Annotated in this window: 22 protein-coding genes; 7 read left to right on the top strand and 15 right to left on the bottom strand. The window is 61.8% G+C overall.

Annotated elements, in window-relative coordinates; all coding sequences use genetic code 11:
- Positions 1 to 93: 93 nt before the first annotated feature.
- Positions 94 to 366, top strand: coding sequence for a hypothetical protein (locus ACNEOT_RS25200; RefSeq protein WP_415977492.1), 273 nt, complete (start codon positions 94 to 96; stop codon positions 364 to 366).
- On the opposite strand, the gene ACNEOT_RS25195 is transcribed toward ACNEOT_RS25200, so the two are convergent.
- Both ACNEOT_RS25195 and ACNEOT_RS25190 read right to left on the bottom strand, forming a co-directional pair.
- Positions 363 to 575, bottom strand: coding sequence for a hypothetical protein (locus ACNEOT_RS25195; protein WP_415977490.1), 213 nt, complete (start codon positions 573 to 575; stop codon positions 363 to 365). The two genes, ACNEOT_RS25200 and ACNEOT_RS25195, sit on opposite strands and share 4 nt — an antisense overlap.
- A gap of 288 nt (positions 576 to 863) precedes the next feature.
- On the bottom strand, positions 864 to 1,124 hold the full coding sequence (locus ACNEOT_RS25190) for a hypothetical protein (protein WP_415977489.1): 261 nt from the start codon (positions 1,122 to 1,124) through the stop codon (positions 864 to 866).
- 428 nt (positions 1,125 to 1,552) lie between these two features.
- Here ACNEOT_RS25190 and ACNEOT_RS25185 point away from each other — a divergent pair, with 428 nt between their 5' ends.
- A complete protein-coding gene (locus ACNEOT_RS25185) occupies positions 1,553 to 1,921 on the top strand; it encodes a histone-like nucleoid-structuring protein Lsr2 (protein ID WP_415977488.1) in 369 nt (122 codons plus the stop codon).
- A gap of 192 nt (positions 1,922 to 2,113) precedes the next feature.
- Here the strand turns inward: ACNEOT_RS25185 and ACNEOT_RS25180 are convergent, their stop codons facing one another.
- From ACNEOT_RS25180 to ACNEOT_RS25160, 5 genes are all read right to left on the bottom strand, one after another.
- A complete protein-coding gene (locus tag ACNEOT_RS25180; RefSeq protein WP_415977486.1) occupies positions 2,114 to 2,464 on the bottom strand; it encodes a hypothetical protein in 351 nt (116 codons plus the stop codon).
- Between the two features lie 817 nt (positions 2,465 to 3,281).
- Positions 3,282 to 4,571 carry an amidase domain-containing protein gene (locus ACNEOT_RS25175; RefSeq protein ID WP_415977485.1) on the bottom strand — a complete coding sequence of 430 codons (1,290 nt, stop codon included), beginning with the start codon at positions 4,569 to 4,571 and terminating at the stop codon, positions 3,282 to 3,284.
- A 306-nt stretch (positions 4,572 to 4,877) separates the two neighbouring features.
- The gene (locus tag ACNEOT_RS25170) at positions 4,878 to 6,080 is read right to left on the bottom strand and encodes an IS110 family transposase (protein ID WP_415977484.1); all 1,203 of its coding nucleotides are present in this window, start codon (positions 6,078 to 6,080) and stop codon (positions 4,878 to 4,880) included.
- 315 nt (positions 6,081 to 6,395) lie between these two features.
- Positions 6,396 to 8,099: a ParB/RepB/Spo0J family partition protein gene (locus ACNEOT_RS25165; protein WP_415977483.1), complete on the bottom strand. Its 1,704-nt coding sequence runs from the start codon at positions 8,097 to 8,099 to the stop codon at positions 6,396 to 6,398.
- A gap of 99 nt (positions 8,100 to 8,198) precedes the next feature.
- Positions 8,199 to 8,486 (bottom strand): hypothetical protein, encoded by a 288-nt coding sequence (locus ACNEOT_RS25160; RefSeq protein ID WP_415977482.1) that lies wholly within the window; start codon positions 8,484 to 8,486, stop codon positions 8,199 to 8,201.
- 272 nt (positions 8,487 to 8,758) lie between these two features.
- On the opposite strand from ACNEOT_RS25160, the gene ACNEOT_RS25155 reads away from it, so the two are divergent.
- Together ACNEOT_RS25155 and ACNEOT_RS25150 are read left to right on the top strand one after the other, a co-directional pair.
- Positions 8,759 to 8,995, top strand: a complete 237-nt coding sequence (locus ACNEOT_RS25155) for a hypothetical protein (RefSeq protein ID WP_415977481.1) — start codon at positions 8,759 to 8,761, stop codon at positions 8,993 to 8,995.
- 74 nt (positions 8,996 to 9,069) lie between these two features.
- On the top strand, positions 9,070 to 9,585 hold the full coding sequence (locus ACNEOT_RS25150; protein ID WP_415977479.1) for a hypothetical protein: 516 nt from the start codon (positions 9,070 to 9,072) through the stop codon (positions 9,583 to 9,585).
- Positions 9,586 to 10,102: 517 nt separating this feature from the next.
- Here the strand turns inward: ACNEOT_RS25150 and ACNEOT_RS25145 are convergent.
- The 6 genes from ACNEOT_RS25145 to ACNEOT_RS25120 form a co-directional block, all read right to left on the bottom strand.
- Complete coding sequence (locus ACNEOT_RS25145; protein ID WP_415977477.1) at positions 10,103 to 10,510, bottom strand: hypothetical protein; 408 nt, start codon at positions 10,508 to 10,510, stop codon at positions 10,103 to 10,105.
- Between the two features lie 97 nt (positions 10,511 to 10,607).
- Positions 10,608 to 11,216, bottom strand: coding sequence for a hypothetical protein (locus ACNEOT_RS25140; RefSeq protein WP_415977476.1), 609 nt, complete (start codon positions 11,214 to 11,216; stop codon positions 10,608 to 10,610).
- 389 nt (positions 11,217 to 11,605) lie between these two features.
- A complete protein-coding gene (locus tag ACNEOT_RS25135; RefSeq protein ID WP_165839653.1) occupies positions 11,606 to 11,776 on the bottom strand; it encodes a hypothetical protein in 171 nt (56 codons plus the stop codon).
- Positions 11,773 to 12,105, bottom strand: a complete 333-nt coding sequence (locus ACNEOT_RS25130) for a hypothetical protein (protein WP_415977474.1) — start codon at positions 12,103 to 12,105, stop codon at positions 11,773 to 11,775. The genes ACNEOT_RS25135 and ACNEOT_RS25130 overlap by 4 nt, the downstream gene beginning before the upstream one ends.
- Positions 12,106 to 12,170: 65 nt before the next feature.
- Complete coding sequence (locus ACNEOT_RS25125; RefSeq protein ID WP_415977473.1) at positions 12,171 to 12,470, bottom strand: hypothetical protein; 300 nt, start codon at positions 12,468 to 12,470, stop codon at positions 12,171 to 12,173.
- A 53-nt stretch (positions 12,471 to 12,523) separates the two neighbouring features.
- Positions 12,524 to 12,760, bottom strand: a complete 237-nt coding sequence (locus tag ACNEOT_RS25120) for a hypothetical protein (protein ID WP_415977472.1) — start codon at positions 12,758 to 12,760, stop codon at positions 12,524 to 12,526.
- A 1,070-nt stretch (positions 12,761 to 13,830) separates the two neighbouring features.
- Here ACNEOT_RS25120 and ACNEOT_RS25115 point away from each other — a divergent pair.
- The 3 genes from ACNEOT_RS25115 to ACNEOT_RS25105 all read left to right on the top strand — a co-directional run bounded on the left by ACNEOT_RS25115 (position 13,831) and on the right by ACNEOT_RS25105 (position 17,060).
- Positions 13,831 to 15,060 carry an LGFP repeat-containing protein gene (locus ACNEOT_RS25115; protein ID WP_415977471.1) on the top strand — a complete coding sequence of 410 codons (1,230 nt, stop codon included), beginning with the start codon at positions 13,831 to 13,833 and terminating at the stop codon, positions 15,058 to 15,060.
- A gap of 9 nt (positions 15,061 to 15,069) precedes the next feature.
- Positions 15,070 to 15,351 (top strand): hypothetical protein, encoded by a 282-nt coding sequence (locus tag ACNEOT_RS25110; RefSeq protein WP_415977470.1) that lies wholly within the window; start codon positions 15,070 to 15,072, stop codon positions 15,349 to 15,351.
- Positions 15,352 to 15,539: 188 nt separating this feature from the next.
- Positions 15,540 to 17,060: a DUF4185 domain-containing protein gene (locus ACNEOT_RS25105; RefSeq protein WP_415977469.1), complete on the top strand. Its 1,521-nt coding sequence runs from the start codon at positions 15,540 to 15,542 to the stop codon at positions 17,058 to 17,060.
- A gap of 503 nt (positions 17,061 to 17,563) precedes the next feature.
- On the opposite strand, the gene ACNEOT_RS25100 is transcribed toward ACNEOT_RS25105, so the two are convergent.
- Together ACNEOT_RS25100 and ACNEOT_RS25095 are read right to left on the bottom strand one after the other, a co-directional pair.
- A complete protein-coding gene (locus ACNEOT_RS25100) occupies positions 17,564 to 18,607 on the bottom strand; it encodes a macro domain-containing protein (protein ID WP_415977468.1) in 1,044 nt (347 codons plus the stop codon).
- A gap of 46 nt (positions 18,608 to 18,653) precedes the next feature.
- Complete coding sequence (locus tag ACNEOT_RS25095) at positions 18,654 to 19,304, bottom strand: DUF4433 domain-containing protein (RefSeq protein WP_415977467.1); 651 nt, start codon at positions 19,302 to 19,304, stop codon at positions 18,654 to 18,656.
- Positions 19,305 to 19,502 lie beyond the last annotated feature (198 nt).

The following is a 19,502-nucleotide window of genomic DNA, read 5'->3' as shown; positions in this document are numbered from 1 at the left end:
CCTTTCGCCGTGCCGGTGAGAACTACCGACAGCGTATCGAACGGGTGTTCGACTGTCGAATGTGCTGGTGAGGCCCGATCACCGGTGAATGGCGTGGCCGTCGAGGTCGGCGGCGGTGAACGTCCAGGCGAGGTGCCGGTACAGATGCAGGGTGCGTTTGACCTGGTCGAGGGCATGAAGGACGGTTGGGTGGTCGGGGTCGTGGCCTTCGTCTCGGATGGCTGCTCGTTCGTCGTGGTCCATACCTGTTTGGACGCAGCCGGGCTCGAGTTGGTTCCGGCAACAGTCATTCGTGTGAACGACTGGACGAGCATGGATGAGCGCTGGGTGTGGCCCCGCCCGGTGTGGGCGGGGCCGTCCGGCTAGAGCTTGAGTGGCTGGATCGGTTCGTCGGTGCGGTGTTTGCCGAGTAGGCATTCCCAGGTCCGGGTGTCGAGCTGCTCGGGTGCGAGGCGTTGCCCGAACTTCGTGGCGTGGTGGATGTCCGCGTGCAGGCCGCCCAGGTTGTGGGTGGCTGCGCGTGCGCCGCGGTTGTGGGCGGCGGATGCGATGGCGGAGAGGCGATCTGGATACATGGCGAGTTCCTTTCGAGGTTCGGATGAGACGCAGCGATCGGACATGACGAGGGTGGCCTGTCAACCCCGAAGAGCGGAGCGTGGGTTGACTGGTCGGGGTCCCCGGCATGTCAGACTCGGCGTCCTCGTACGACCCCCTTTGGTGACCCATATGGGGCGGCGCCGGAGGCGGCGAGGTCGTGCAGGTGCACGTGCGTTTCGCATGGCTTGCCCGGGCTCGATCTGGGTGACGAAAAAAAGGGGGGTCCCGGCCCCGTGGTGGGACCGGGACCCCCGTGGGGCCTGGCTTCAGTTGGTGCACCAGAAGGACCCGACCGGGATGGCTGCGCCCGGCTGCCCGGCGCACCACCGGCAGGTGGTGTCGTGCTCGATGCGTCCGAGCACTCCTTCGGCCTCCTCGATGAGCAGTGGCAGCTCGAGCACGCGCGCCAGCGCGAGCGCTTCGGTGGCCCACCGGGCCGCCCGCGGATCCTCGGCGGGGCTCTGAGCGGCATTGCCGATCAGGCCGGTGATGATCTGGTGATCGTTGAGCAGTTCGCAGTTGTTCATGACAGGGACACCTTCCAAAGGTTCGGATGAGACGTCCCCGATCGACATGACGAGGGTGGCCTGTCAACCCCGAAGAGGGAGCGTGCGACCGTGGGTTGACTGGTCGGGGTCCCCGGCATGTCAGACTCGGGCGACTCGTACGACCAAAATGGTGACCCATATGGGGCGGCCCCGAAGGGGACGTGCGGACGCGTTCACGCGGACGAATACTGTTGCACTGCAACGGCTAAGGTCCATGCAAACCCAGGTACGTCGCGAGCGGAGTTGCTTTCTCGGTGCGCATGGCCCGACTGCGGTTAATCGAATACGGCTCGATAGCGGCGTGAATTGCCGTGTCGATGAAGAATGCGCATATCGGCGCTCGCTATCCTGCACGGAGAGGAATGCGGTCACGCATTGCGAATGTGTCGATGAAAGGTTCTGCGGCTGTGGCCAAACAAGTGACGATTCAATTGGTCGACGATATCGACAACACGGTCATCGACGACGAATCCGGCGAAACGATCGAATTCGCGGTCAACGGAGTCGAATACTCGATCGACCTGAAAGCGAAGAACGCTACCGAGTTTCACAAGAAGCTCGACTACTACATCGAACACGCGACGCGGGTCGGTGGCCGCAAGCGTAAGCCCTCCCCCGCTGCCGCGTCGACGCCGTCGACGGCCGGAGTACCAGTCAAGCGTGATCCGGCGCAGACGCGGGCGATCCGGCAGTGGGCGGCTGATGAAGGTCACCCGATCAGCGATCGCGGACGGATTCCGGCCGATATCGAAGAGGCGTACAACGCCGCGCACTGACGGGCGGTGAGCCGCCCGCGCCATCGGGAGCGGGTGCCGGTGGTGGTGCGCCGAGCGGGGGAGCTCGAGTGCTTCTATCTCGTTCGCAACTCCTCGCGTTGAGTCAGAGTTCTGAGACTCGACGGCGGACGGCCCGCACATCGAATCCGATGTGCGGGCCGTTTGCCGCGTCCTAGTGGCATGTTCTTCCTGTTAGGGGCCACCTTGCAGGGTGTAGCGGTAGAACTGGCCGTCTCTCCATTCCAGCAGCACGCCGGTGGAGGTGTCGTAGTCTCGAGGCCAGTAGATGTCGTACCCGAGCGGCCACATGTGGTGCTTGGGGTACCACTCTGGGACCGCAGGCGGATCCGCGATCGGGACGCTGCTAGTTGGCGGGAGATTGCTCAGGCGGTATTCGCGGCCTTCCACATGTAGTTCGGGTGGAAGTCGACTGAACCAGGACACGGTCCCGTATTGGACCGCGAAGTAGCCGAATGCGACGACGAAAAGAACCGCTACGGTTCCTGCCGCACTGGCCAAGCGAATTTTCGTCTTGCGGGTCACGGCGTCGCCTTCACTCAGTTGGCAGTGCGGGTGTCTCGTACGTCAAACTCGAAATCTTCTTTGACCCGTCCGATCCGGTCGTGACATCCGCGGTGACGAACTTGTCTACAGCCGATGATGCATCCTCGCTGGCACTCTCGCCAGAAAGAACGACGGTGCTCGACACTGTGACGGCCAGTCGCACTCGGGTGATCGTGCCGTCCGTTGCCGCGTTGTCGACGGATCGCACGACGACATCACCACTGGTTTGGTTGACATCGCCCGAGGCTTCGGAGTCGGCACTGGTCGCCAAATTTTCGCGTAGTCGATCGAGAATGTCACCTGAGAAGAACGACTCCAGTGTTCGGGTGCCTTTCTGCTCTGCGGCATCGATGGGCGCCTCTCCTACGTTGGAGGGGATATCGACCGCAACCTGCATCGTCGAGTGCAGGGCGTCGGCGAGAAATGTAGAGAGTTCGGGCGAGACGTCGACGTGGGTCCAGCCCGGTTGCAGAAGCGGGTCCGGAACAATCTCGCCGGGTTCGGAAGCAGGTGCCGGTGGTGGATCTGTGGACGGGACTACCGGTGTTGTCTCGGCACCTCCAGTTGGGACATCGCTTGGTGCCGAGGTGATTGTTGTTGTGGGGTCCGCGGAAGCACTGGGGGTCGTCGTCGGCTGGCTATCCGGTAGCGGTTCTGTAGCTGGCGTTGTCTGACTGACGGTCGGCGTCGAGGTTGCTGGTTCTGACATGGCATTCGATGCCGAGACGAGCAATCCAGCGGAGACGAGGGTTGCGGCGGCCACGGCTGTGGCGAAGCGTGAGTACTTCATTGTGGCCTACCTTGCGCTGTCGTTGATGTGGACGAGGAATACCTTTGTGTTCACCCAGGTGGGGTTACCGCTCTTCAGAGACCAAAAAGCATGCTGCCGGTTGTTGGAATGCATGTTGATGGTGCTCGAGATCTGGGTTGTGGTGTCGGGGGTAACAGTGTTGTACTTGCCGACCACGACTGAGGCGTGGTCGATGGTTCCGTCGTTTTCCCAGTCGTAGAACAGCAGGTCGCCGGGCTGCATCTGTGGGGGCAGGATGGGAACGGTCTTTTGAGCGGGTGTGCCCTTGATTGAGATCTCCTCGGCAAGAGGACGGCCGTTCGATGTCGTCTGCTGTAGGAAGGACTTCAACATGAATGAGAGCGACCAGGTGTTGCTGTTGTAAGGGGTCGGAGCATCCGATCCCGCAGAGAAGTCGATTCCGGCGTACCAGTTCGCAGGGTTTGTCGCCGCTGCCGTGCTGGTGCCGGACCCTCGATCCTGCAGCTTCCCAGCTCGCAGGACCTGCGAAACGAAGTTCGTGCAATCGTTCGAGTAAGTTCGATACGACGCGGGGTTCCTGTTCCAGTTGGCTTCGGCGTAGGCGACCGCGGCCGCACGATCGTAATAGATCGGTCCAGTGTTGTAGTTTATGCTGCCACCTTCGAAGTCTTGCCGTTTGCCGCCCTGGTAGTCGTATTCGTCCGATGTCGGGTAGCCGTAAGAGCTGTTTTCCCAGCCTGCTTGCGCCCAGGTGTCGCGGATAGCTCCCCAAACCGCGTGAGCTCCCGTATTCGGAGACCAGTAGATCGACCCACCTTGGAAGTGGTTGTATTTGCCGTTATTTTTGGAGAGCGCGGTCTCGTCGGTGGTCGGGAATCCCAGCGGTCCCGTTTCCCAGTTCTTGTTCTTCCATGCATCGCGAATCAGGCCTTGCACATTGTGGGCGTCTGTCGCTGATGACCAGTAGATCGACCCGCCCTGGAAGACGTTGAATTTTCCGTTGACGGCGCTGGTCTCGCGGGTAGTCGGGTATCCCAAGACTCCCGTCTCCCAACCCAGATCGCGCCACTTGTCTCGGATCCTTCCTCCGATCTGCTGCGCGCCGGTCGCATTCGACCAGTAGATCGAATTGCTGCGCTCGAAAACTTGGAATTTACCGTTTACGGCGTTGGATTCGGGAGTCGTGGGGTTTCCGAAGACGTTGTATCCGCCCGCGTTGTCGTACTCCACCTCGATCGCACCCCCGACGATGTAGCCGCCGATCTGGCGATCTGCGTGCGCCGGAGTGACACCGATCGCCAGCAGTCCTGACACGCCGATAACTATCGCCCTTCTGATCCAAGGTCGCGATCTCCGCACCGCTGTCCGCTTTTCCATTGTCACCTCACGTGAATTCGAGTGATCGGGCAGGCCGAAATGTATAGGCCGAATTCGCGTGCTGCAGCCAGAACACCAAACAGAGTTAGTAACAATTCGGCAAACTCGGTCTTCGAATATCGGGTTAATTACCCAATAAATCCGACTTAAGCGATATACCAGACCAAGTGGACATTAAAGTGAAAGCGGTTAATGGAGACAGAGAGACGGATAGCGACTATCGAAAGGTCGACAGAACCGTTTTCACGCCGCTCTGCTTTTCGTCCCGTTTGCGAGATATGCGGACCTATTTTTTAGCATCGCATACAGCACAGTAGTGCGCCTGCGGGCTAGGCAGATCAACGCTGACCTGTGGTCTTTTCCTTCTGCCCGTTTGCGGTCGTAGTACTCGCGAGACGCTGGTTCACGCAGCGAGGCGAAAGCCGAAAGATACAGTGCACGTTTGAGTCTGGTGTTCCCGCCACGTTGTCGATGCTCACCGCGGATCGACGTTCCCGAGCGATGCGTGCGGGGTGCCACGCCGGCGTAGGCGGCGAGGTTGCCGGCACTGTCGAACCGGTCGATATCGCCGACCTCGACAAGGATCGTGGCGGCGATCCGAACACCGACGCCCGGCATCGAGGTCAGGACCGGCCCGGCCGGGTGTCTGCTCAGTTCGGACTCGAATTGCTCCTCGAGTTCGACGCGGGCACGACGTACCTCGCTCAGCTGCCGCGCAAGAGTTTTCAGTACGAAGTCCGTTTTCTCCGCCCCCGGCACGATCACGGTCTGCTCCGCCAGCGCAGTGATAATCGAGTCCGCGACCTTGTCACCGATGCGCGGTGCCGAACGTTTCGCGACCCGTCGCAGTGCTGCCGGGGTTGCTGCGGCGAACCCGGTCGGGCCTCCGAACTCGGCCAGCAGCGTGAGTGCGACGGGTCGGTACAGGTGTTTGCCGATGGCCCGTTCGAGGGCGGGGTGAACCGAGAGCAGCACTGATCGGATTCGGCTCGAAATTCGGTTCTCTTCGGTGGCTAGGTCTGCGTCGAACCCGGCGAGCATCCGCAGGCCTTCGACGATGTCGTCATTCTGGGTGACCGGCAACAAGGTGTCGGGCAGGGTGCGGGCGGCGTCGGCGATGATGAACGCATCGCGGGCATCGGTTTTCGCCTGACCTGGATACAGTGCCGCGATCCGACGCATCCGGAGGCCGGGCAGGTACGCGACATCGATGCCGCTGTCGCGAGCCACCGCGATCGGCAGGGCACCGATGTTGCGGGGTTGGTCGACCACCATCAGTACCGAGCCGTGTGCCGCGAGCTCGGCGAACAGTGCGCGGAGCATTGTTTCGTCCTGGGGCAGGTCTCGGCTGAGGACGCGTCGGCCGTCTGCGGTGAGCGCGATCGCATGATGGGCGCTCTTGCCGACGTCGATACCGCAATAGATGTCGTACCGTCTCTTGTCCACATGCCCTCCGCATCAACATGTTTCGTGTGCGGTCCTGGCATCGGTTCCCGTCACTCACGTTATGCAGGCCGCGTGCTCCCTCGTTCGGCCACGCCTCTATCAGCGGTGATCCGATGCCCTCTGCTCCGGCGGCAACACTCGAGTAGACGTGCGTTCCGTCCGGGGCGGCCGAAGCCATACCGGAGCAGCGACCCACCCCCGCAGGTGCGAGGGTGAGAAAGAAGATAACGGGCGGCGGCAGCCCCCTCGACCCGGGCCGGGGACGGGGCCGCAGGTGGCGGGCACCGTCGAGGTACCCGCCACCGGTCCCGGTCCCTACTCAGTGGGTGCGGTGAGCTGGTCGTACGCCTGCTCGGGGGTGAGCATTCCCGCTGCGGCCTGCTCGACGACGGTCAACACGTGGCCGTGCTGGTCGAGAAAGCCCAGGTAGTTGTCCTGGTTACCCCAGGACGTGCGCCGCCAGGAGTCGTTGCCCTTGCCACTCACTCGTGCTTCGTAGGCGGCGAGGATCTGCGCGAGCAGGATCACCTGCGCTCGGGTCTCGCTGGCCTTGTCGATCGTGGCGGCGAGCGCTCGACGCGCGGCCTTGTCCGCGACACCGGGGTATCCGGCGCTGGGGCTGGTGTCGGCGGGCACGGTGACACCGAGCAGCTCCGCGAGGTACTGCGGCGCTTTGTTCTCGGTCAACAGTCCCGGCTCGTCGACGAGCGTTTCGGTGATCCACTTCCCGGCCCCCTTCGGCAGGGTCTTGCGGGTGAGGAACTTGCTCAGCCATTCCTTGCGGACGATCGTCGCGGCAGCGCTGGCCTTGTTCAGTGCGACGGTGCGCCGCCGAGCGGCCTTCTCGGCCTCCTTGGCCGCGAGCGCTGCCTGCGCTGCCTTCCTCTCGCGTGCCTTCCTCTCGGCTGCGGCCTGGTCGTCGGACGCGTCGGGTTCGCTCGACGCTGCGGCGAGGATCGGTCCGAGCTTCACACCGGCGGCGTCGGGGTCGGCGGTGAAGTACTCCGGCTCCCACACCTGTGCGACGGTGACGTCCTTGCGGTGGTGGTAGCCCTCAGCGGCGACGGCTTTCGGGGCTCCTTCGGTCGCCCAGTCGATCGATTCCGACTCGATCACCTCTCCGGTGGCGGTGAGGGTGATCTGCTCGTTCGGGGTCAGCCACACCGCCCAGTGCTCGGCTGCGCCGTCGATGACGGCCTCGGTGATCGGGTCTCCGTCTGCGGTCACCAAGTCCTCAGCGGCGACGTAGGGGCTGTCGTAGAACGGCTCGTCTGCGAGGACGGTCAGGCCCTTGTCCGCATACGGCGTACCGGCTTCGGCGCGGGCCTTGCGCTCGGCGCGGTCCGCAATCAACTCCTGCGCGACGGAGCGGAACCGTGATCCGGCGTTGAGCAGATCCCCGACCGCATCGTCGTCGCCGTCGGCATCGAACACCGCGACCACTGCCGCCTGCTCGAGGTCGAGCTGCCCGGCGTCGAGGGCGGCGATCGCGGTCTGCGACCGACCCGCTGTGCCAGCGGCTTTGGCGGTCTCCCGATTGTCGTACTGCATCGTCTTGGCGATCTTGGTAGCCGAGAGACCGAGCTCGAACATCTCGGTCACGGCCTTCGCGCGTTGACCGCGAGTGAGCGCAATACGGCGATCGTTGGTGCTCACCTGCTGCGTGAGACGTTCGATCTCCCGGTCCTTGGCCTTGCTGGCAGTAGGCCGAATCAGCACAGGCACGCTCTCCTCCCCCGCCTCGATCGCAGCCAGGGTGCGGACCTGGCCGTCGATGACGACCACTCGGTCACCGTCACGGCGCGCCAGAATCGGCAGCAGCACACCGAGTTCGGTGATGGAGGCGACAACAGCCCGGAACTCGTCCGAGTCGGTGTCGACCTCGTCGCGGACGTTGGGGCCGACCTCGAGGGCGGTTGGGTGCAGGCGGGCGAACTCCTCGCCCGCCCCCACGACCGGCGTGGTGCCGGTCGTGGGGGCTTCGGTTGCGGCGGTGGTTGTTTCGATGCTTGCGGTCATGGTGGTGTCTCTCCCTGGTAGATTCTTCGGTTGGAGACACCGGGCAGATAGAAGCTGTCCGGTGTTTTCTTGTTTTCCGGGCCTGTGCGGGCCTGGGGGTTACTTCTGAGCGGTGGCCACCTGGTGGTGGCCTGCGATCCGGGCAGCGTGGATTTCGGCCTCACTGGCTCCGTGCTCGCGGGCGGTGCACGCCCAGAACGCGGCCCGCTCGAGGTGCGCATCGACGGTGGTCGAGTTCGGATCTGCTGCGGCCCGGTTGACCTGCTCGGTGTAGGCGGTGACCTGCGCGAGTGCACGGGTTTTGACCTGCTCCGGTACCTGGCAGATCGCGGCCATGATCGCCGTGCGCAGTCCCACCGTCCTCGGTCCTGTGATGGTGTCGTGCATGTCGTGACTTCCCTTCTCAACTGGTGGCCTGGCCCTTTGCCCTGCCACGTTTTTTCGCCGTTTCTGGCGTGAGGAGAGAAATCAGCGCACGGGGACGACGGGGCAACCCCTCGTCTCGGACAGTTTTCGTGGGAGCGCAGCGACTGCTCTACGAAAAGTGTTCGGAGCCTTGGCCGTAGCGCAGCGGAGCGAGGGGTTGAGGCGGCGGCCACGGGTGATGAATGCTCGCCGGGAGCCAGAACCGCTGTGAAAAAACGTCTTTGCTCTTGTGAGTGCGGAGCGCAGCGGAGCTCGATTCGGTGGACACCGAATCGGTGCGGAGCGCAGCGGAGCTCGATTCGGTGGACACCGCAGGTGGCCTGGTCCGCCGGCCGGAGCTCTCGGCCGGCGGACCCTCCCCCGACCGGCTACGCGGCTTCCCCGGTCCCGGTGTCCTCACCCTCGTCCGACTCGGCGACGGCGGTCTCGTCGAAGGCGTCGGGTGCCGAACCAGATTTCCAAATTGCTGAGGCCAACTGTTCAACCCAACAGCAGGTCGGGATGAACAAGGGCGCTTGAACCCCGAACCGTCTATCATCCATCCATGGTGAACTTCCGAGATGAAATAAACCGGCTTGACCAGGAAGAGCTAGACCAGGCCAGGCTCGAAAAGAAGAGGTTGAACGAGAAACTCGCGAAGACATCAGCGGTTGTGCCTGAAGTGGTTCGCCTATTTGAAGAAGCGGCTGACTTTCTAAATGAGACTGTCGGTCCCACACGAATTAAAATGGCAAGTTCTCGAACACTTCATTTACCCCAATACACCCCAGCCGGATACTTACTCAGCTCCTCTGGCTACACAATAGGAAAAAAGCCCATCACAACCGAGCGCATCATTCTAACCGCGGACGGTCGTATTTGGCGACAGAAGCATGGCTTTCTCGAAATTAGCGCCGACAACTTGGCAAACAGACAAATTTATCTGGGAAACGATAGGTACGTGCTGGTCGGAGATGACGGTCCTATTGTCTACTACAACGATAATGACGGCGGAGGAGAGAGAACTCCGCTTGCGACATGGCTTGCGCGACGAGTGAAGGCTCTGCAAGAAAATCGGTGATGTTCCTTTTGTTGAATTATCCCCTCAACGCGAGGCCTGTGAGGCTGGCGGAGATCCTTGTTCGGTAATACCGCGGGAACAGTCAACGATCAGACCTCGTCGATGCAGGTGCTGCGGGTGGAAAAACGCGCCGACGGGCCATCGCCCGCGTTGGTTGTCGAAATAGGGGGTATCGAACGATCTGTTCGCGCAGACCGACTCGATCGGGGCTTGTCTTCGTCAAGAGTGGGCAAGTGCGCCGGTGGGTAACCAGGTTCAGCGCTTCGTGGCGTTGACCGGAGGCGGTCGGGACTACCGAGAGGGACAAGCCCGGTCATCAGCTGTGTGGTCGGTGGCCGTCATGTTCTGCTTGCCGATTAGCTCGATGAGGGCAATCGCGCGCGCGGTCATTTCGGCAATTTCGTTCGGTAGTGGTGGTCCGTCGATGGTTCGGATTCGCATGGCCTCGAGTATGACAGTGGGTACCGACAGAGTTGTTCTCTCGCAACGTTTTCAGGTCGTCGGGTCCTCTATGGTTCTAGAGGTAGAGCAGGTGGGTGGCGGTGCCGTCGAATCGTTCGAGGTTGTCGAGGACGCCGGTGTAGTTGCCGGGTCGGCAGGCGCCGAGCCCGACGATGAGGGCGCAGGCTCCGTCGATGGTGACCAGGTACGTCGGTGGTGTGGCGGTGGGGCTGGCGTCGGCGTGGCCCTGGGCGTCGAGGAGGGCGTAGCGGACAGCGTCGGCGGCAGCTCGTTTCGCTGCGTCGAGGCTGGGTTCTGCTCCTGCGTCGGTGATGATTTCGGGTCGGCGGTCGGGTCGGGTGGTGACGGTCCAGGTGATCATCGGCGGTGTGTGTTCCTTCGGGTGGGTGAGCCGGGCTGCGATAGTGGGTTCGGCTTCCAGCATCGCGTACCAGCGCCAGCGAGGTCCGCGATGCGCAGGCATTTTCCGGAATCTGGGGATAGAAACTGTCCCTGTGGATGGATACGGCGCGGCCCCGGAACCCGTGTCGGGTTCCGGGGCCGAGGGGCCTGGGGGAGTCTTAGAGGCGTCGTCGCCAGGGTGCGGCCATGTCTTCCTGGTGTTCGCGTTCGGCGTCGTCGAATGCGTCGGTGAGGGTGGTGGGATCGCTGAGGTACTGGTCGCCGTCGGTGAAAATCGCGACGGCCATGCGGTGGACGTTGCGGAGCTCGTCGAGCATGGTGACGTAGCCGAGGCGGTCGATGATGCGCCAGGTGACCGGGCCCATGTGGACCTCGACCCAGTGCATGGTGCGGCGTCGTGCGGGGACGTACTGCTCGCGTGGGGTGACGGCGGTTTCCGGTGGCGCGATCCAGACGACGGACATGGCGGCGCGGGCGTAGTCGTCGCCCGGTCCCCCGGGCTGGGGTGCTTGGTTGTCGATGCGGCCGATGAGGGTTCGGGCGTCGGCCAGTCCGGCGATGAAGGCGTGGACTGCGGCGGCGGAGCGGAAGGTCATCATCAGGCGGTTGAAGGTGACGATCATCTGGGCGTCGTCGGTGGCGGCGGCGTGGACGTTGACCACGGCTTTCTGGCGTCCGACGATGGTGGCGGTGGTGTGGGTGACCACTGCGCCGTAGTTGTCGGTGTCGGTGTTGCTGTGGGCTTTCTGGGCGGTGGTCTTGGGCATCTCGCGCTCCCCTGCTCAACGTGGCGAACCGGGTGGCCCGCCAATTTTTTTGCCGTTCTGGCAGGGGAGAGTTGGACCGGTATGAGGGGGCCGGAGTGCAATGGTCGGGCCGGAAAGTTTTCAGCCGGAGGCGTCTGTGAAAAGTTTGCGGAGCCCCTTGGGGCCGGGAGCGCAGCGGACGCCGGCGGTTGCGCGGAGGTCACCGCCGGTCAAAATCGGAAGGCCAGAAGGAAAACAAGAAGTCTTTTCGCAGGACGGAGCGCAGCGGAGTTCGATTCGGTGGACGCCCGCAGGGTGGCCCGGTCCTACACGCGTCCCTGGACAACGAAGAAGGCCCGCCCCCGGTGCGTCCGGGGGCGGGCCTTATCTGTCTGCGGCTGGTGCCTGTGTCAGGTCAGCTCGGCGGGTGGGGTGGTCGGGCGCCCTTCGGCGGTGTCACGGAGCCACTGCGGTACCTCGCGGCCGGTGCGTTCACGCAGCGCGATCGAGGCGCGGGCTGCTGCTGCAGCGACTCGGGGCCGCTCGGCGGGGCGGTCGGTGCGCTTTTCGGTGGTGGTCATCGTGGGTCCTCCTGATCGTTCTGGCTCTCAGTGTCCTCGGTTTGGTCCTGGTCCGCCAGTGCGCGGCGAGCTGCAGCTCGATCGGAGACCGCGACGAGGACGTCCTGTTCGGTTCGGGTGATCAGGGCGGAGTCGGTGACGGTGGCGTAGATGTCCCATCCGAGTTCGGCTTCGGTGTCGTTCTCGCTGGTGGTGCGTTCGAGGCACCAGGTGATCCGTTGCCAGGCTTGTGCGCGTTTGTCGGCCACGGTGCGTTGGCGGACGGTCAGGGCAACGCCGACGACGGCGAGGACGCCGACGATCAGGGTGACCCAGGCTTGAGCGGGCATCAGGGGCATTCCTTCCAGGTGGTGGGGTTGGTGGCCCCGGTGCCGTCAGGCACCGGGGCGGGTGGTCACAGTCGGGAGGTTCCGCGGACGATGTCGCCTTCGATGTAGGTGAATCCGTCCCCGCGGCCGTCACGGAGCGCGAAGTGGTAGTCCGCTTGGACCCAGACGGTATCGAAGTGTCCGGCGTCGGTGAGGGTGCCGAGTAGGTCTCGGTCGGCCCCGTTGGGGAAGAAGGCGACTCCGGACGAGGGCGGGTAGTAGCGGTTCAGGGTGTCGATCAGGGATTCGACGCTCCTGCATTCTGCGGCCGCGTCGAGGGCCTTGTCGTAGGTGGTCCAGTAGTCGTCGTTGGCGTTGGCGGTCATGGCTTTTGCTCCTCGGTCTGGTCGATTGGATGGGGTGTGGTGAGCGGGCCGGGTCAGTAGTCCTCGTCCCAGTGCTCGCCTGCGTAGGTGGGGTCGAAGTCGGCGGGTGCGTGGGCCGGGTAGCGGCGGCGGATGTCGTCCTCGATGTCGAGGCGGTCTTGCCAGTGCTTGTCGCATCTCGGGTGCGCTATTCCGGTTTCGGACAGTGCGTCCCGGTATTCGACGTCGCCGGTGCAGTCGGGGCCGTCCGCGATGCAGGTAACGGTGTCGGTGTTCGTGGTCTCGGTCATAACTGTTGCTGCCCTTCGGAACTGGTGTCGCGTCGGTGTTGCGTCCTCCCCTGCGTTCTTTCGCCGTCATCTGGCGTGGGGAGAGTAGGCGGCGCACGGGAACGGTGTCCTGCCCCTGGGCCGGGGAGTTTTCAGCCGGAGGCGTCTGTGAAAAGTTTTCGGCGCCCGAAGGGCCGGAGCGCAGCGGAGTCAGGGGTGGGTAAGGCGGGCACGGGTGACGCAGACTCGCCGGCAGCCAGATGCCCGAAAGAACGATTCTCTTTTACGGTGCGGAGCGCAGCGGAGCTCCATTCGGGTGGACGCCCGCAGGGTGGCCGGCACCGCTCGCAGGCGGAATACGCGGGCGCTCGTCGACCTCGACAGACGTCCACCTCCCCACCTGTGGGGCACTTCGGGTGACTGTGCGGGAGCGATCAAGACCGTCCACGCTCGGCGTCGCGGAGGAGCACACCATCTCTGATTAGTCAGGTTGTGAGCAGCTATACGGGACCATCCACCGCCACTGCCAACTGAAACCGGTATGTATCACGGTTTGTTTGAGAAACCGGTCGGAGTGGCCGCTACTTGGCGAAATAGCGTTCAAAGCAACAACTTTCGATTCTCGTACCGGTATCGCTGGGTCTTGCGATACCGAGCGGTCTGCTGTTACCTGTGAAGAACCTTTGCATCTGCTTTGCATTTGCTGCAGGCGGTCGAATCCCTTCAATCGGACGTGTGAGCGTCCAGAGAAAGCGAGCCTTCATGAAGCGACATGGACGCGATACGCCGAGTCAGGAGACTCGATGGTAGACAATCGAATTGATCCAGCATCACCAGCTGCACTGCGCGGTCGTCGCGGCCTGGCTGCCCGGTTCGGTCCGACGAATTTTCGGCTCCTGGCTGTGGCGTTCACCGCTGCATCGCTGATCGCTACTTCTGGAGGCGTCGCAGCTGCTCAGCCGACAACGACGCCTGCGCCTGCACCTGCTCAGTCACAGATCGATGATGGGGTGGAGACAGCACCGGCGGAGACTGCGCCAATTTCAGAAGACGCTCCGAGCGCCGATGTCGCCGCTCAACCCAGTGAAACCATGCCGCCACGACCGGATTCCGATGGCGAGCGTGCTAGCCAGTCCCCCAAGCAGCAAGAGGGCAACGCTCAGGCACGTGCCCTCCCCGGATGCGCTGACTTCTGGAACGCCGAGATGAACCGCTGGTTCATGGTCTGCGGGCGGATCTTGGACAAGTACAACGAATTTGGAGGACCAGGAGGCAAACTCGGCCCTCCCACCTCGGACGAAATCACCAACCCCGGCAACACCGGCAAGCGAACATCGTTTAGAAACGACTCCTCGATCTACTGGTCCGGTACCACAGACGCTCATCAGATCGGCGGAGCTATCGGTGCAGAGTGGGCTCGCCAGGGATGGGAGGGCGGCAATCACGGCTACCCGACTACGGACGAGCTCAGTACGCCTGGCGGAGGTGGCAAGTACAACCATTTCCAGAAGAATTCGTCGATCTACTACTCACCTGCAACTGGATCTGCCGCGTACACCGTGTGGGGCGCGATCAGGGAGACCTGGGCTCAGGCGGGGTGGGAGAACAGTCAGCACGGGTTCCCGAAGGGAAACGAGTTCAATTACGGCGGCGGTAAGAGACAGAATTTCCAGTACAACGTGATCGATTGGAACGTCGCCCCCAACGAGCAGGACGTCACGACAAGGGTTCGCAATTCACCGGACCCCATCCGGACGCTGAGAGCACTCAACGCTGCGGACCTGGAGGCATACAAGCAGGGCTCGTGGCCGAGAACCGCCACGAATTCCTCGGGATCGGCAACGCCGATAGATGTCGTCGCCGCACGTGAACGCAACCTCGACGTCGAGAAACTGACAGCGCCTGACGCGCAACCTCTCCCGTCCGAAAGCGTTCCCGCAGAGGTGGACAATTCTGCTCGCGCTGCTGCCGCCCCGGCAGGTTGCTACTTCAAGCGGGTGGAGAGCAAGTGGAGGTCACGGGTCGGGTTCGACGCGTTGGCTCAGTGGATGACCCTACAGTGGTGCTGGAACGGTACAGCCGTGACATCGTACGACGTTTCTGATCGTGGTGGCCAAGGCTTGGTTCCCGGTTGGAACTACATCGCGCAGGCTGGCGGCGGAAAGCAGAACTTCGGCTGGGAGGCCCGCGGCTACGTCAACGACACTTTCGGTCTGGGGTTCGGAACAGCCTTCACCGCCAACACGCAGCTCTGCACCCAGGTTCGTGGCGGCGGCGACAAGTACTCGAGCCGCAACACCTGCAACCTGACCGAAGCATAGGATCAGTCGATGACCGAAAAGCAGGGGAATCTACCGCGGCGTGAAGACATCAGTGTCGTCACGTTGCCGATCGTGTTGGCAACTGTAGCTTGGATTTTGCTACTCACGCTCGGCTCACCGTTCCAGTACGTGAGCATCGTGCTGTCGATGGTTGGCGCTGTAGTCCTGGTCCGGAAGTGGCGCGTCAGTCCGCCTCGTTTGCGTCTGGTTGCAGCCGTGGTGTGCGCGTTCGTACTTCTCTTTTCGCTGTACTTCGAGCTGACCCGGCCTATCACCGCGACCCGGGGCTGATCCTCGCCTGGTGAAGGTTCGATAGAACATTGGGGACACCGATTCGGTGTCCCCAATGTTTTTTCGAATACAGACAACACAACCTTGGTAGGGCCGAGGACGTACCGGCCCGAACCCGCGCCGATAGTTTCGTGTGAATGCTTCTTTCTTCTAGCGAATCTGTTGGTCCAATAAACGAAGGGCATCAGATGTCACCCGCAGTCGCAGTAACCGGGCAAGCTACCCCGGTCAAGGTTCTAACAGGCGGATCGGCAACAGGTCCGTGGAAGGTGGGCGGTACCGATCTTGCATTCCCGGTTCGTATGCCGGGCGGGCGTTTCGGGTTCTTCTGCGGGGACACGTTCGAGTCACCTGCGCCGGGTGGGGCGGGGTGGCGAAGCCCGGTGCTGTTGTTCTCCTCGACGACGAACCTCGATGCCGGGATCGTGTTCGATGGTGCGGCAGGCGGCTCCTATGCCAAGGAAATCCTTCCGAACGCCCACGACACCCGTGAGCTGCCGAGCAGGGAAGCTCCGGGTACCGAGTACACGGTCATCCCCGGTGACGCGTTGACGATCGGCACCCGCACATACCTGTCGGTGATGAGCGTCCATTCGTGGGAATCCCAGGATTGGTCGACCAACTTCACCTACCTGGCCTACTCCGACAACGGCGGAGAAAACTGGACCCTGTCACCGGCCCGCTGGGACAACTACGTCGGCGCGCTCGATCAGATGTGGACGATGGAACGGCACGGCGGCTTCGTCTACGTCATCTCCACCGCATTCGGCCGCAACAAACCTGCAGGAATGATTCTGCGCCGCGTCCCCGAAGGCCAGATCCTCACCCCCACCGCCTACCAGAGCTGGGGGTGGACCAGCCAAAACGGTTGGGCATGGGGCAATCCGGCGACACCTATCCTCCCCGGCCCGGTTGGCGAAATGTGCGTCCGCTACATCCAGGGCACGTGGGTACTGGCCTACTTCGACCCGACGCTCTACGCGATCGTCACCCGCACCGCCGCACGCATCGACGGCATCTGGACCGAACCCGTCATCCAGGTCAAGGGCGGAGACTGGGGCGCCACCGATGGCACCTACGCCCAGATCTACGGCGGATACATTCACCCCTCGTCGACACTCGGCAATCTGCACTTGATTGTCTCGCAGTGGAACACCGCGGCCGGTACGCCGTATCACGCACTGCAGTTCAAGACCTCCGTCGTGCCAGCGGGCCCGGTGTACACCGTCGGCGGGGCCATCGGTGCCCGCTACAACGCACTAGGCGCGGACACCGGCCCCTTAGGTGATCCGGTCGGCAACGAGTACGACATCGCGGGTGGACGAGCACAGGACTTCGAGCACGGCCGAATCTACGCAGGCCCGACGACGGGAGCGTGGGAAACCTACGGGCTCATCGCCCAGAAGTACCAGAGCCTCGGCGGACCAGCAGGAGTACTCGGGTGGCCGACCAGCGGAGAACTGGGCACACCGAACGGGCAAGGTCGATTCAATCGCTTCGTGCAGGGCAACATCTACTTCAATCCTCAGGCGGGCACCCACAGTGTCTACGGCGCGATCTTCCAGGAGTGGGGTCGCCGTGGCTACGAAGGTGGGCGGTTCGGGTTCCCAACCACCGACGAATATGCCGTCGCCGACGGTCGACAGAACGACTTCCAAGGCGGCTGGATCCGATGGATCGCCGCAACCGGCCGGATCATCACTTCGTAGTTGCGATTTCATTGTCGACCGCAAACTGATATCCATCGATCCGGGGCTGTCATAATTGTTGCTGCACTTCGGAACTAATGAACAAGGCCCCGCTCCCCAGATGTCGGGAGCGGGGCCTTGCCGGTCAAGGCTATAGCTAGCGTCGGGATTGTTCGGCTCGCTCGCCGCGTCTGAGCACGCCCTCACGCGACGAAGAGGAGCCTTCGACAAAGTTGATGGCGTCGCGCCCACGGAATGCGGCCGCCCCGCGCTTCAGCGATGACAGTCGGCCACTCCCCGGGTGTCAACTTGACCGGGACAAGTACGCACGAGCGACGCAAACTTCCCACGCTCGATGCCGCCGCCAGCAAGGCGCAAAGCTCCACAAATTCACAGACTAAATAAGTAAGCTGCCAGAGTCTAATTTAGCCTGCGAATCAAAGGACTCCTTCCGGCGCTGGCGGCTTCATCTGAATCAGAGGATAGCCGCTGCGTTACCCACAAGTAGGCTAGGTAGTATTCTATTATGTAGCCATATTAGCGCCACCAGCCCAGCCAAGTTCGGTCAACTTATTCCAGGCGGCATGTACGTGATTAGGCGTAAACATCTTAGCCTTTCGCTTTGTCCAGTTACGAACATCCCTGACGGCCACCTCCGGATCGGCTAAGGCTTCACTATTTTCCCGCATTACCCAGTGCACGCTAGAAAGTAGCTCAAGACCATACGGAGTCTCAAACCCTTCCGCTAGTTTCATGACTCGTTCTATTCGCCTTGCTACATCTGGATTGCTTTCCAACTTGGCCATGGCCACCGATTGAGCACCCGGAAGAATTTCCAACGGTTCAGCCGTCAGGACGGGCTGACTGCCATCGCCGTAGCCGGACAGATAGTGGCTTTCCACCACCCGTAGAACTTGACGAAGATTGTCCGCATAAGGCCCGTAGTGATTGGCAGTAAACTTCAGCCGGAGAGGCTGTCCGGCCTCCTGCAGAAAGTACATCAATTTCTGGGATTCTATAAGAGTCGGATTGTCGAGCGACTGCTCGCGGTACCGCGCAAGAATTGACACGAGGGCCGCGCGGCCCTCTGTCATACTTGGCTTTTTCTCGCCGGTCTTCATTTTTGCGGCGGCGGGTGCCCCAGACGGAGGGTACAGCAGGACCTCGACACTTTCACTGAGAGGAACTAGACCCCTCCTTATGACAGCCTCAACTGTCGGCCAATCAAGACCACCGTTTCCGCATCCCAATGGGGGTACCGCAACCGAAGATATCTTCAGTCGCTCGATCACGTTGACGAAGTCCTTCAGACCTTCCTCGATATACTCTATTTGCGACGGGGCGCGCCAATGCTTCTTGGTGGGAAAGTTTATTATATATTTGGGCCCGGAAAGCTGACCAGTTGGCCACACGTGCATCCGGCCGACTGTCACTTCACCCGCTTTGACGGCACGCTGATAGTCCGCGAACATCTCCGGGTAGCGCCTACGAAACTGGAGCGCAATACCTTTACCCATAACACCGACTGTGTTGACGGTATTAACAATTGCTTCGACATCAGCCGACATGAGATCACCGGCAGAAAGTTTTACTACCATTTCTCCCCTCACCACCTCAGAAGTACCAGTCGGGCTTGACATGAACAATGCAGGAATCTTCTCCGATACCTTTCGACTCTAACATGTCTTCCACTTTATCTCGTTGTGAATTTCCATAAACAACAAGGTTTGCTATTACGCTGAATGGGATTGTTTCCCGTACAAGACATTCAGCCATTCTCCGCTCTCGCCGCGTAGGATCCTCATCTGTACTCCTCCACATCTTTACTCTCATAAGATCCCAGTCGACAAGATCATCACACTGGTGTTCATAGTTCATTTCGGCATAATCGAGCGCCGCATTCCGATCCGTCACGACAAGAGTGAGACCCAAGCTCACTAGATCTTCGGTCGAGGTAACGATGTAGACAAAATCATGGGTGTCCCCTTGAAATGTCGGAACATTTCCCATTTTCAGCGAGTACAGCATCGGACTACGTGGAGCGAAATAAAAAGGAATGTAGTCGGCAACGCAACCACCCGGCGGAATATCAATAGTACGATCGCGCCGCTGGGACTTTATACGTAGGTTGCCCGCTTCAGTAGTCATACGACCGTTGTTCTGCACAACAGCGTCACTTGCCAGACCGTGCTCCACGATCGCAGCCATGTTGTCCAGGTGCGTGAAGTGTGTGATCAACGTAGGACGCGGCCTCTGACCAGGCATTAGAGCTCTCGCTCGGCGCGTCGCGATTCAACCTCGTACATGGTGCGAGTATGCACGCATACTGCGCTGCACAGAAGTCTGGGACCTCCTCGAAGGCCGCTTTCCGGCCCAGCCTGACGTTCACCGCCCCTGCTCAGCATTCCAGTTGCAAGACCCCGAGCTTGACTGAACGCAGTCCGTCGAAGGTCAATCTGGGAC

Origin of the sequence: Rhodococcus sp. 077-4, from assembly GCF_047782425.1 — a bacterium.
Classification (GTDB): Bacteria; Actinomycetota; Actinomycetes; order Mycobacteriales; family Mycobacteriaceae; genus Rhodococcoides.
The sequence above is the reverse complement of the archived record's forward strand: the minus strand, read 5'-3'. Positions and strand labels throughout refer to the sequence as shown.